The sequence below is a fragment of the Paraburkholderia sp. J63 genome (assembly GCF_905220245.1).
GTDB lineage: Bacteria > Pseudomonadota > Gammaproteobacteria > Burkholderiales > Burkholderiaceae > Paraburkholderia.
The window spans coordinates 17,913-30,452 of record NZ_CAJMZF010000044.1 but is presented as its reverse complement, the minus strand read 5'-3'; the positions used below and the strand labels follow the sequence as shown (position 1 = coordinate 30,452).

The window sequence follows — 12,540 nt, the reverse complement described above, 5'->3', positions numbered from 1 at the left end:
TCACAGGCCGACGCGGACGCGCGTGACGCCGTCGCGCTTGAGGTTGCGGTAGCGCGCGAGCGCCCACAGCGGGAAGAATTTGCGATAGCCGTGGTAGCGCAGATAGAACACGCGCGGGAAGCCCGTGGCCGTGAAGCGCGTTTCGTCCCAGAGCCCGTGTTCGCGCTGCGTGGCCTGCAGCCAGGCGATGCCGCGCGCGACCGCCGGATGGTTCACCTCGCCCGCGGCCATCAGGCCGAGCAGCGCCCACGCCGTCTGCGACGCCGTGCTCGACGCGCGCTCGTAGCCGCGATATTCGAGCTTGTAGCTGGTGCCGTCCTCGCCCCAGCCGCCGTCGTCGTTCTGGATCGCGATGAGCCACTGCGCCGCGCGCTTCATGCGCGAATCCGTGTGCTCGAGGCCCGCCGCGTTCAGCGCGCTCAGCGCCGTCCACGTGCCGTAGATGTAGTTCATGCCCCAGCGGCCGTACCAGCTGCCATCGGCTTCCTGCTCGGCGAGGATGTAGTTGTACGCGCGCCGTGCGGGCTCGCTCGCGACCGGCAGTTCGTCGAGCTGCGCGAGCATCGAGAGGCAGCGGCCCGAGACGTCGGCCGTCGGCGGATCGAGCAGCGCGCCGTGATCCGAGAACGGGATGCTGTTCAGGTATTCGTGCGTGTTCTCCGGCTCGAACGCGCCCCAGCCGCCGTTGCTGCTCTGCATGCCCACGACCCATTCGCGCGCGCGCGCAATGGACTCGTCGTAGGCGCTGGTCTTGTCGATCTGGTCGACGCGGCGCATCGCGGCCACGACCACGGCCGTATCGTCGACGTCGGGATAATGCGGGTTCGCGTACTGGAACGCCCAGCCGCCCGGACGCGTGTCGGGGCGGCGCGAGATCCAGTCGCCGCGCAGGTCGAGAATCTGCAGCGGGCGCAGCCATTCGAGTCCGCGCCGCGCGGCTTCGTGCGCGCGCGCGTCGCCCGTTTCGATAAGCGCGTGCGCGGCGAGCGAGGTGTCCCACACCGGCGAGAGACACGGCTGCACGTAGGCTTCCTCGGCATGGACCGTCACGAGTTTTTCCACCGACTGGCGCGCGATCGCGCGATGCGGATGATCGGCGGGATAGCCGAGCACCTCGTACATCATCACGGCGTTGGCCATGGCCGGGAAAATGGCGCCGAGGCCGTCCTCGCCGTTCAGGCGTTCGTCGACGAACGCCACCGCCGCGTCGATCGCGCGCTGGCGCAGGTAGGCCGGGAACAGCGGATCGGTGATGCGCAGCACGCCGTCCACGGCGCGGAAGAAGCCGAACCAGCCTTTGCTCTGGTGCGGCGCGCGCTCGTTCAGGCCCGTGGTGACGGGCGCGCCGCGGAACAACTCGTCGATGCGCACGCCGCGCGGGTTCTTCGCGACCGGGCGCTTCGCGCCCAGCACCAGCAGCGGCACGATCACGGTGCGCGCCCAGTACGAGACCTTCGAGAGATGGAACGGGAACCACTTGGGCAGCAGCATGATCTCGACCGGCATCATCGGCGCCGCGTACCAGCTCACCACGCCGTAGAGCGCGAGCAGGATGCGCGTGAACACGTTGGCTTTTTCCGCGCCGCCCGCCGCGAGAATCGCCTCGCGCGCGCGCACCATGTGCCTGGCATCTTCAGCATCGCCAATCATCTTGAGTGCGAAGTAAGCCTTGATGCTCGCGCTCACGTCCATGTCGCCGTCGGTGAAGAGCGGCCAGCCGCCGCCGGGCAGCTGGATGCGGCGCAGGTAGCGCGCGATCTTCCCTTCGAGTTCGAGGTTCGCCTCCTCGCCCAGGTAATGGACGAGCAGCACGTATTCGGCGGGAATCGTGGCGTCGGCTTCGAGCTCGTAGACCCAGTGGCCGTCGGCGCGCTGGTCGGCGAGGATCGCGTCGGTCGCGCGCATGACGGCGGCATCGAGCGCGTCGCTCATGCCGGACACGTCGGCGGGCGCCGCTGCGTAAGCGAGCGTGCTCGCGTTGCCGAGCGTCGGCGCCACGCCGAGCGCCGCTGCGTCGGGCGCCGCTGCTGCGCCAGGCGCGTTCGCGAGGTAGTCGGCCGGCATGGCCTCTGAAAGATCGTTCATCGGTACATCCTGATTTTTTAAGACTTAAAGCAGATCCGCGGCCTTGCGGCCCGAGCGGATTGCCCCTTCGATCGTCGCGGGCAGGCCGGTGGCAGTCCAGTCGCCTGCGAGCGTCAAGTTGGTCCAGCGGGTGCGCGCCGCCGGGCGGCGCAGTTCTTCTTGCGGCACGGCGGCAAAGGTCGCCTGCGCCTCGTGCGCGATCTGCCACGCGGGCAGCGGCTCGGCGGGCAGCGACGCCGCGCCCGCCAAGTCGGCCCAGACGCGCCGCGCGAGGGCTTCGCAAGCCTGCACATCGAGCGGATCGAGCAGACCCGCCGCATTGAGGCTGGCGGCGTCGTGGATCGTCGCCGACATGCGGTCCGTGCCCGCGAACAGCCAGCCGGCCGTGCCGTTCACCAGCGTCATCGGCGTGGTCAGCCCTGGCGGCGGCGCCACGGCGAAGTGCACGGTGACGATGGCCGTGTGGCGCTGCGGCGTCTGCAGCGCCGGCACGAGCGCGGCGGCCGCGGCGGCCGGCACCGCCAGCACGACGGCCTCGTCCGCGCTTAAGCGGACGCGGCCGCTGTCGAAATCGAGTGCCGCGACGCGGTGCGCCGCGTCGTCGTATTCGATCGCCCTCAGGGGCGCGTCGAGCCGGATCGCCGCGCCGCCATGCTGCAGCATGCGCAGCGCCGGGTCGACGAACGCGCTCGACAGGCCGTTGCGCGCCACCAGCGGCCGGAACGCCTCGCCGCCCGCGGACAGCACGTCGCGCAGCAGCGACGCCGCGAGTTCCGCGCTGGCCTCGCGCGGCTCGACGTTGAGCGCCGCGAGAAACAGCGGACGCAGCAGGCGGTCCCAGAGCGGGCCGTCGCAACGCATGGTCTGCGCCATCGTGCGGCCGGGCTTCGCGAACAGGAGCGGCAGCAGCGCGAGATAGTCCGACACCCGCGTGTCCGGCACGCGCGCGTGGGCGTCGCCGATCCAGAACGGCACGCGCGAACGCGAAAAACGCACGGTCCAGCGCGAGCGCGCCGCGAGGTCCATGAACGCGAAGGCGGGCTCGCTCGGGCCCGTGAGCTCGTCGGCTGCGCCGATCGCACGCACGTAGTCGAGCGTGGCTTCGTGGCCCGCCAGCACGAGATGATTGCCGCTGTCGAGCGCGGCCGCGAGCGTGCGGTCATAGTACGAACGGCAGCGTCCGCCGGCCTGCGAGGCCGCCTCGTGCAGCGCGACCTGGACGCCGCGACGCTGCAGCCGGAGCGCCGCCGCGAGGCCCGCGAGCCCCGCGCCGATCACATGGACGAGCCGCGGCATCGGGGCCGGCCCTAGAACAGCGCGTAGCGCGCGACGATCCACATGAGCCGCGCGCGCGGCTTGACGACCTTGGTGCGCGGCAGAGCGAAGCCGCGCGCGACGGTGCGCTCGAGCAGCACGCGATACACGCCCGACATGATGCGCGGCGCCTTGACCTGCGCGCGCGGCGTGCGGTCCATGATGGCGTCGGCCTGCGCGAAATGGGCGAGCGCGCGCTGCACCAGCGTCGCGCACACGCGCGGCAGCGACGGATCGGCGGCGATCTCGTGCGGGTTCGACAGCGCGATGCCCTCGCGCGCGAGCAATTCGCGCGGCAGATAGCAGCGGTTGATGTCCGCGTCCTCGTCGATGTCGCGCAGGATATTCGTGAGCTGCAGCGCGCGCCCGAGGTGATGCGAGAGCAGACGCCCGGGCTCGTCCTGCATCCCGAAAATCCTCACCGAAAGACGGCCCGCCGCGCTCGCGACGCGGTCGCAGTACAGGTCGAGCGTGGCCTCGTCCGGTGCGCAGATGTCCTCGGCCGCGTCCATGGCCATGCCGTCGATCATCGCGTGAAAGTCCTCGCGCGCGAGCCCGAACGTATGGATATGGCGCGTGAGCGCCGCGAGCGAGGCGCGCGGCGTGCCGGCATAGCATGCGTCGATGTCGGCGCGCCATTGGTCGAGCCCCGCCGCACGCTCGGCGCGTGGCAGGTCGCTGTCCGCGATGTCGTCGACGGCGCGGCAAAAGGCGTAGACCTGATACATGGCGTCGCGCTGCGCCGCCGGCAGGATCCGCATCGCCAGATAAAACGAGCTGCCCGACGAAGCGGCGGCGGCGTCGGTTTGATGTGTATCGTCCACGACGAGGTTGGAAACGGCCAAGACGCTTCTCCGCTGGGGGCACCCTGGACGGTGCTTTTCAGATATTCGGGCCCGCATGCCGCGGGTCGCCCGCGCGCGCGGACACGCGCGAGGCACCGGCTCTTTCGGGACGCCGTTCAGGGTCCACGGCCGGAAACGGCCAAAAGTATATCAACCTTTGCCGGCCGCCGCAGTCGCGGCAGGTCAGCAGCGGCGGGGGAAAGCGCGAGAAAAGGTGCAGGGAACGACCCGGCGCAGGGCGCGGGCGGGGCGAATCAGCAGCATGCGGACGGGCGCATCCCGCGAATCGCGTCAAATGACGCCAACCAGTGGCGATTTTCGCCGATCCCGCACCAATAAATCACGAAAGTTCGTGAACGAGCGCCACGCAGCGGTTGCGCCCCTGCCGCTTGGCGGTGTAAAGCGCCGCATCGGCCTCGTTGATCATGACCTCGTAGTCGGACGCGCCGGACCGCGCGGCGGCGGCGCCCACGCTCGCCGTAACGGGCACGACTACGCCCTGGACCTCCACGGGCGCGTCGCCGATCGTGTGACGGATCTTTTCGGCCACGTGCAGCGCGTCGTCGAGCGGCGTGCAGGGCAGGAGCAGCGCAAACTCCTCGCCGCCGAAGCGCCCGAACACGTCCTGCTTGCGCACCACCTGCGCGACGCGCTGCGCCATCGCGCGCAGCACCGTGTCGCCGGCGACGTGGCCGAATTCGTCGTTGATCTTCTTGAAGTGATCGAGATCGAAGAGCAGCACCGACATCTCCCCGCCATAGCGCTGCCAGCGCGCGAATTCGTCGGCGAGCCGCCCCTCGAAATAGCGCCGGTTCGCGATGCCCGTGAGGCCATCGCGGTCGGCATATTCGCGCAGCCGCGCCACGGCGTCCTCGCGCTCGCGCTGCATGACGCTCACGTGCGTGACGTCGGAGATGGTCACGCACACGGCGATCACCTCGCGGTCCTGCATGAGCGGCATGAAGGTGCAGTCCTGCTGCATGTAGTCGACGCCGCCCGTGATCGGACGGTCGTGGTCGAAGCGGAACAGGTAGGGCCGCTGCTCCCACGAGCTGAATGCGAAGCTACCGAGCTGGAACACGCTCTCGACCTTGCGCGCGAGCCACGCGCGCGGCAGGTCGGGAAAGCGCTCGAAGACCGGACGGCCGATCACCTCGGCCGCCGCCACGCCGCTGTGGTCCTGCATGAAGCGGTTCCACATCAGCACGTTCATGTCGCGGTCGAGCACGAAAAGGCCGAAGCCCACGCGCTCCACGACGAGGTCCGAGAGCGAGAGCGGCAGCGGCGCCGACGGGTCACGGGTATTCATAGGCTGTGCAGCAGCGCGTCGATGGCGCGGCTCACGTGATGGATCGATTCCTCGGCCATCAGCATGACGAGATGCGCGCGAAAGCGCTGGTCTTCCAGCGCGAAATTGACTTCCACGAGGAGCGCGAGATCCCAGGCGAGCATGCCGGGCTGGAACACCTCGTCGAGCATGATGGCGCCGCCGAGCAGCCCAGGCTGCGAGAACACGGGCATGCGCCCGAGCTGATCGAGCATCGACGAAACGCACGCGCCGGACAACACGTTCGCGACGTCGAAGATCAACTCCTGCTCCGTGAGCGCGTCGTGCGTCGATTGCGCGTACGGGCCGCCGATCAGCGCGCCCAGTTCGGCAATCTCGCCGCTGCGGCAAATCACGAGCGCCTCGCCCTTGATCTCGGAGCGAAAGCCCTGGCGCACCGCCGTGACCGGGCCGTCGATGCCGGTCATCTCGCGCAGCGCCTGCGCCGCCTCGCTCACGGCGACCACGCGCACGCGCGGCACCGAGAGCTCGATGAAGGCGTTCAGGAGCCCCGACAGGCGCGTCGCCGCCTGGCCCATGCCGAGGTTGGCGATCTCCTGGAGCGCGTCGCGCTGCAATTCCGTGAACACTCGATCAGGCATACAACCCGTACTCCTTGAGGATGGGTAGCAGCGCTTCCTGCGTGACCGGCTTCGGCACGAACGCCATCGCGCCGAGCGCGAGCGCGCGCTCCTGGGCGCGCGGCTGGACATCGGCGGAAACGACGATCACGAACGTGTTCAGATCCTCGTGCTGCAAGGCTTCGAGAACCTGGAAGCCCGTCATGTCGGGCATCGTGAGGTCGAGAAACAGGACCGGTGCACGCCCGGCGCGATACAACGCCAGCGCTTCTTGTCCGTTCGACGCGTAGGAGATCTCGACGTCCCAGTCCTCGGGCAGCGCCTTCGTGAGCACCTTGCGGGCAAGCAGCGAATCGTCGGCGATCACGATGGGCAAGGACATGGATATGCGGAATGAATGTGCGTGGGACGGAATGCGTTAAGGCGTATTAACGGCTGCGAACACGAGTTCTTTAGCGAGCGCGCGTATTTTTATGGGCATGGCATGAAATCGCTGGCGAGGCCCAATTGAATCGATGGCGCGATGGGATGCCCGCCCCGGCCGATACCAGGCAGCCCGCTTTTGTGCCGCTTTCTTTGCCTTACAGATTCAGGACACCCCGAAAAACAGCCCTGATGTGCGGCAGGCAACGCCTGTTTTGACACATGTTATTTATCGTGGCAGCGATTCTCGAAGCAAATTGAATCAAATGCAACTCGGCGATAATCGTTGGACGAACAAAAACGACTTGTTTTGGTCGATTTTCAGAAATAAACAATCCATCCCCTAATTAAAGACCGGCGATTATCCTTTTGTGTACGTTTGCGCTACGCGGAACGTCGCGCAATCGCCCGGAAGCCCGATCGGACCGATGCGCGAGCGCCGTCGTTTATCATGTCAAAAGCTCCGCCGCCGTCTTCAGCCTTATCCCTACGATGAATCCCGACCGGCCCGCAGGGCCCGACGATCGCACGCCGCCGCCGCCGCGTGCCGACGAAACGCCGTTTCCGGCCGCGCCCAGCCACGACTTCACGGTGCGCCGCCGCACGCTGATCGCGCTGCTGCTCGCCGCGATCGTGCTTCCTTGCCTCTACGTCGCCACGATGGCGTGGAACGACTTGCGCACGCGCGAGGCCGACGCCACCGATGCCACGCTGCGCACCGTGCGCGTGGCGGAAGAGCACGCGCTCAAGGTGTTCGACATGAACGATGCGCTCGATGCGCGCATCGTGGACGGCGTCGAGGATCTCGACGACGACGGCGTCCGCGCGAACGAAGCGCAGATCCACGAAAAGCTCGACACGATCGGCGGCGGCTACCCGCAGGTGGCGGCCGTCTCGATCTTCGGCCGCGACGGCGAGCTGCTCGCGAGCAGCCGCTACTCGCCGCCGCCGGCCGTCTCGATCGCCACGCGCGCCGACTTCGTGGGCATCCGCGCCGGCCACGTGCTCGACCACGTCTCGCGCGTCATGCAAGGCCAGGTGAGCGGTGAGACGGTGTTCAACACCGGCATCGCGCGCCACGACCCCGCGGGCCAGTTCGCGGGGCTGGTCTCGGTCGCGCTGCGGCCCGGCTACTTCGACAAGTTCTACAGCGAGCTGCTGGGCGACGACTCGCCGATGGCGCTCGGCCTCGTGCGCAGCGACGGCGCCATTCTCGCGTTCGAGCCGCCGCCGGGCAAGCGCGCGCCGCGCGCGAAGGCTACGGCAAGCGCCACGGCATCGAACCCTGCCGGCCTGGCAGGAGGATCGGGCGCCTCGGCCGTTACCGCGCCGGCGGCTGCCATCACCGAGGGATCGCCGTTCGCCGCCGCGCTCGCCCTCGGCAAGGACGCGGGCGTCGTGCGCATGCATTCGCAACTGCTCGGCGACAATGCGATCGTCGCGTTCCGGCGCGTGGGCGCGTATCCGGTCTACGTGGCCTGCCTCTACCGCACGTCGGCGGTCTGGGCCGCGTGGTACCGGCACCTGAGCGTGCTGATCATCTCGATGTTCACGCCGTCGATCGCGCTGTGGTGCGTGATCTGGCTCTCGCTGCGCCGCCTCGCCGCCGAGGAGGAAGCCTGGGAGCGCTGGCAGGCCGAGGCGGCGATGCGCCGCTCGATCGAATCGGCCTACCGGCAGTCGCGCAAGATGGAAGCGCTCGGCAACCTCGTGGGCAGCGTCGCGCACGACTTCAACAACCTGCTGATGATCGTCTCGGCCAACGTGCAGATCGCGCGGCGGCGCGGCGTGACGGGCTTCGAGCGCGAACTCTCGGCCGTCGAGCGCGCGCTCAAGAGCGGGCAGTCGCTCACGCGCCAGTTGCTCGGCGTCGCGCGCAAGCAGCCGCTGCGCAACGAGACGATTCCCGTGGGCCGCTGGTTGCCGGCGTCGCGCGAGCTGCTGCGCGCCTCGCTCGGTGCGAAGGTCGCGCTCGTCATGGACGTCGACGAAGCCGTCTGGCCCGTGCTGGTGGACGTCGCCGAATTCGAGCTCGCGCTCATCAATCTCGCCGTGAACGCGCGCGACGCCATGCCCAACGGCGGCCGCTTCACCGTGCGCGCGCGCAATATCTCGTTCCGTCCCGGCGAAGGCTTCCCGCTCGACGGCGAGTTCGTGCACGTCTCGCTCGAGGACACGGGGGTGGGCATGTCGCCCGACGTGCTCGCGCGCGCCTTCGAACCGCTCTATACGACCAAGCCGAAAGGCATGGGCACAGGGCTCGGACTACCGCAGGTGTTCGCGTTCTGCGAGCGCTCGGGCGGTCTTGCCGCGATCGACAGCGCGATTGGCGCCGGCACCTCGGTGCATCTCTATCTGCCGCGCGCGAGCGCCGCGCCGGCCACGCCACGCGAAGCCGAGCCGCGCGAGCACAGCGCGAATCCGCCGCAAGGGCTGCGCGTGCTGCTCGTCGAGGACAACGACGAAGTCGCGGCGGGCACCGAAGCGCTGCTGCAAATGATGGGCCATCACATCACCTGCGCGAACGACGCGGCGAGCGCGCTCGCGTTCGTCGATGCGGCCCGCGCCGCGCGCGCGAGCGACGACGACGCGCCGCTCTTCGACCTCGTGCTCTCGGACATCCACATGCCGGGCGCGATGAACGGCATCGATCTCGCGGAAGCGCTGCAGGTGCGCGAGCCCACGCTGCCGGTGATCCTCGTCACGGGCTACGCGGAGGAGCTGGAGCGCACGCGCGGCGTGGACGTGCGCGTGCTCTCGAAGCCGTTCGACATCGCGCTGCTCGAGAAGATGCTGGAAGCGATCCAGCTCGATCGCCAGACGCGCGCGCGACGGGAACGGGACGCGACGCTCTAGGTCGAAAAAGGCACGCGGCCGGTGTTGGGCGCGCATGGCGAACGTCGTCGGCGACCGTCATCGGCGAGATATATGGGCGAACTGCGTGGGGCGAACTGCGTGGGGCGAACCGCGTGGCACGCGGCTTGCGTCATCGGTCATCTGGTACGTGTAGGGGCTATGAGGAGGAACAAGCCATGAAACAGACCGTGACCGGTCTCTTCGAGACCTACGACAAGGCGCAGCACGCGCAGCAAGCGCTGCTGCAATGCGGGTTCGCTGCCAGCGACATCGAATTGCCCGTGCACGAATCAGGCGTACTGGCCGGCATCGAGCGGCTCGTGGCGGGCTTCTTCTCATCGACGGGGGACGTGCGCGCGAACGTCGGCGTACCGCCCGAGCCCGTCACGCCTGCGGGCAACGTGCTGATAGGCGTGCGCGTCGCCGACGAAGCGCACGCGGACCTCGCGTGCAACACGCTGCGCGAGGAGCACGCACTCGAAGTCGCCGTGCGCGGCGGCAACTGGACATGGCCAGCGACGGACGCCGATCCGGTAGCGCGCGAGCGTTCGGCGCTCGACGAGCTCGGGCTCGCCAATCTGGCCGAAGCCATGCGGCGGCGCGTAGCGCAGCCGGAGCAGAGCGAAGCGAAAGACGTTCAGGCGGGCGCTGCAGGCGAACCGGTGCACCCATCAACCGGGACCACGGCGCGGCCGGTGAATGAGGCCGAAGCCACCGTGCTCGCCTCGGCAAGCGCGCCGGGCGCGGGCGCTGTGATGGGCACGCCCGCCGGCGCCGCGCACGTCGACGTACCTGCTGCCCCGCAAGCGACGCAACCCGCGGACGCGGCGGCGCCGCGCATTCCCGATGAATTCATCGAGTATGAAGAGGACTCGCACGACCACCGCGCGTCCGATGCGCCGGACCGGCCCGTGACCGGACAGCCTCCGACGGTGCATTGATGCTGCTGCCCGCGCACGCGGTTGCTGCGTGCGCGGGCGCGCTGTGCGTGACGCGGCGGCCGCGCGTTGTAGAGAGACGCGGCGGCCGCGCCTGGCCTGCTACCGGCCTGCTACCTGCTGCCACCCGTCAAAGCCGCGGCCGTTGGCTAACGGCCTAACTGGCGCTTGACCCATTCGGCATAGCGATCGACGAACGTCTGCAGAAACTTGCGCGTATCGTCGTTCACGATCTCGCCTTTTTCGTTGATCCGCGTGGCATCGTGCTTGATGAACATCTCGGGCTGGCCGAGTGTCGCCACATCGAGATAGGCGAGCACGTTGCGCAGATGCGCCTGAGCCAGCGCCGTCCCGATGGCCCCCACCGAAGTACCGAGCACCGCGCCCGGCTTGCCGCCCCAAGAGTTCTTGCCCCACGGACGCGAGCCCCAGTCGATCGCGTTCTTCAACACACCCGGAATCGAGCGGTTGTACTCAGGCGTCACGAAGAGCAGCGCATCGGCTGCCTCGATCTTCTGCTTGAACTGACGCGCGACCTCGGGGTAGTCGGCGTCGTAGTCCTGGCTGTAGAGCGGCAAGACGCCGATGTCGAGAAACTCGAACGAAAAGTCGGCAGGCGCAAGCGATGTCACGGCATGCGCGAGTTGCCGGTTGAACGAATCTTTGCGCAGACTGCCGACCACGACCGCAACTTGATAGGCCATCTCAGTGTCTCCCTCGGTTTTCCCGGGTGGCGCGCACGAGGCGCAGTGGAAAGAAGCCCCCATCATAGGCGCGAGAGAAATCGCGGGTGTGTCAGGTGGGCCGCGTGCGTGGTGCGAAGTGTCCGATGACTGTGGATAAGCCGGGTGGCCGGACATTTATCCACAGATTGAGTGGAAAACCTTGTGGACAATTTGGCGCGAAGCCCGATGGGGCCGGGCAAGGGTCGGGGTTGAGGCAGGTCTGTGTCGGGTGGTTTGCTGCCCCCGCGCGAAGCCCGGCTCGGGCAACGCGCGGCGGGCAAGTTCGACATGGCGTCGCGCGGGGAATCCGCGGTCTCGCCCGGTGGATTCCGGAGAACAAGCGTGAGGGCGAGAACTGCGGGTGAAACGAAATCTGAGAGGATCGCCTGAGGAACACTGTCACCGAAAAGGGCGAGGCGAGTTGGGTCAATCGAACAGCGCGGCGACGTTCTCCGGCGGACGGCCGATCGCGGCCCGGCCGTTACGCACGACAATCGGACGCTGAAGCAGAATCGGGTGGCCCGCAATTGCTTCGTAGAGCTGATCATCTGTCACGCCATCGGCATCCAGTCCGAGCGTCGCGTACTCGGCTTCGTTCGTGCGCATCATGTCGCGCAGCGGACCGCCCAACAATGCGTGCAATGCTTTTAACTGCTCGACCGTGAATGGGGTCTTCAGATACTCAACTATCTCGACTGGTTCATTGGCCGTGTTGCATGTGGTCGAGACCAGCTCGCAGGTAGCACGGGACTTCGAGCAGCGGGGGTTGTGATAGATCGTGATCATGGGTTCGTGATGGGGGAGGTTGGAGTGAGGGGATTGCTTTGGAACGGCGGCACCTGTTGGTCACTCAGGATGGGTATCAGTCCAGTGAGTTTGACGTCGCTTGAGCCTGGTGAAAATGGGCTGGCTTGAGCAGGCTGCTTGCAAGGCCGTTCAAGGGGGCTAATTTTACCGGTCAGGCTGGAGAGGGGGAGAAGTGGTTTGCGTCGTCGTTCTCGGCCACGTTGCGATCAACATGGAGCCATGTGGGACGCAAGGAGCCGGAAATGGCAATCCGTGAGGAAACGATAGCTTGAGGCAGCCGAGCGGATGGGGTGGCGTGGGCGGCCCGCTAGTCAACGCATGCTGGAGCTTTATGCGCATAAAGTTTGCCCCGCCCCGTGGCAGGGGGCGAGGCTTCGGCACGCTAACACGGCCGTTCGACACCAAGGACATGAGCGGCCGTTAGTCAACGCAGGCGGGCACTCTTATGTCCACGGAATTTGCCGCGTCCCCATGCCATGGACAGGCCTAGCAGGCATCTGAAGTAAAACGACTGAATACGTCCCGCGTGGTCGATGCGACATCGAACTCATCGCGCCGGGACTTTATGCGCATAAAGGCTTCTTGCTGACGAGGGCGCTTCACCCAAAGCCGCCCCGTGGATGCCGCGAGCTATTCGGC

The 12,540-nt window shown here is 67.6% G+C and carries 10 protein-coding genes; 2 read left to right on the top strand and 8 right to left on the bottom strand.

Going from position 1 to position 12,540, the window contains the following annotated elements; genetic code table 11:
• From shc to U5775_RS31865, 6 genes are all read right to left on the bottom strand, one after another.
• Window positions 1–2,085: a squalene--hopene cyclase gene (gene shc / locus U5775_RS31890; RefSeq protein WP_415913701.1), complete on the bottom strand. Its 2,085-nt coding sequence runs from the start codon at window positions 2,083–2,085 to the stop codon at window positions 1–3.
• Between the two features lie 24 nt (window positions 2,086–2,109).
• Entirely contained in the window at window positions 2,110–3,381 is a 1,272-nt protein-coding gene (hpnE, locus tag U5775_RS31885; RefSeq protein ID WP_322062113.1) for a hydroxysqualene dehydroxylase HpnE, read from the bottom strand.
• 11 nt (window positions 3,382–3,392) lie between these two features.
• A complete protein-coding gene (hpnD, locus tag U5775_RS31880; protein WP_322062112.1) occupies window positions 3,393–4,244 on the bottom strand; it encodes a presqualene diphosphate synthase HpnD in 852 nt (283 codons plus the stop codon).
• Window positions 4,245–4,584: 340 nt separating this feature from the next.
• A complete protein-coding gene (locus tag U5775_RS31875; protein ID WP_322062111.1) occupies window positions 4,585–5,553 on the bottom strand; it encodes a diguanylate cyclase in 969 nt (322 codons plus the stop codon).
• On the bottom strand, window positions 5,550–6,173 hold the full coding sequence (locus U5775_RS31870; RefSeq protein ID WP_322062110.1) for a chemotaxis protein CheC: 624 nt from the start codon (window positions 6,171–6,173) through the stop codon (window positions 5,550–5,552). The genes U5775_RS31875 and U5775_RS31870 overlap by 4 nt, the downstream gene beginning before the upstream one ends.
• Window positions 6,166–6,534 (bottom strand): response regulator, encoded by a 369-nt coding sequence (locus tag U5775_RS31865; protein WP_322062109.1) that lies wholly within the window; start codon window positions 6,532–6,534, stop codon window positions 6,166–6,168. The genes U5775_RS31870 and U5775_RS31865 overlap by 8 nt, the downstream gene beginning before the upstream one ends.
• Window positions 6,535–7,067: 533 nt before the next feature.
• Here U5775_RS31865 and U5775_RS31860 point away from each other — a divergent pair.
• Window positions 7,068–9,431, top strand: coding sequence for a hybrid sensor histidine kinase/response regulator (locus U5775_RS31860; protein ID WP_322062108.1), 2,364 nt, complete (start codon window positions 7,068–7,070; stop codon window positions 9,429–9,431).
• A 176-nt stretch (window positions 9,432–9,607) separates the two neighbouring features.
• Window positions 9,608–10,372 (top strand): hypothetical protein, encoded by a 765-nt coding sequence (locus U5775_RS31855; RefSeq protein ID WP_322062107.1) that lies wholly within the window; start codon window positions 9,608–9,610, stop codon window positions 10,370–10,372.
• Between the two features lie 146 nt (window positions 10,373–10,518).
• On the opposite strand, the gene U5775_RS31850 is transcribed toward U5775_RS31855, so the two are convergent.
• Entirely contained in the window at window positions 10,519–11,073 is a 555-nt protein-coding gene (locus U5775_RS31850; protein WP_322062106.1) for an NAD(P)H-dependent oxidoreductase, read from the bottom strand.
• Between the two features lie 447 nt (window positions 11,074–11,520).
• Window positions 11,521–11,880, bottom strand: a complete 360-nt coding sequence (arsC, locus tag U5775_RS31845; RefSeq protein ID WP_322062105.1) for an arsenate reductase (glutaredoxin) — start codon at window positions 11,878–11,880, stop codon at window positions 11,521–11,523.
• Window positions 11,881–12,540 lie beyond the last annotated feature (660 nt).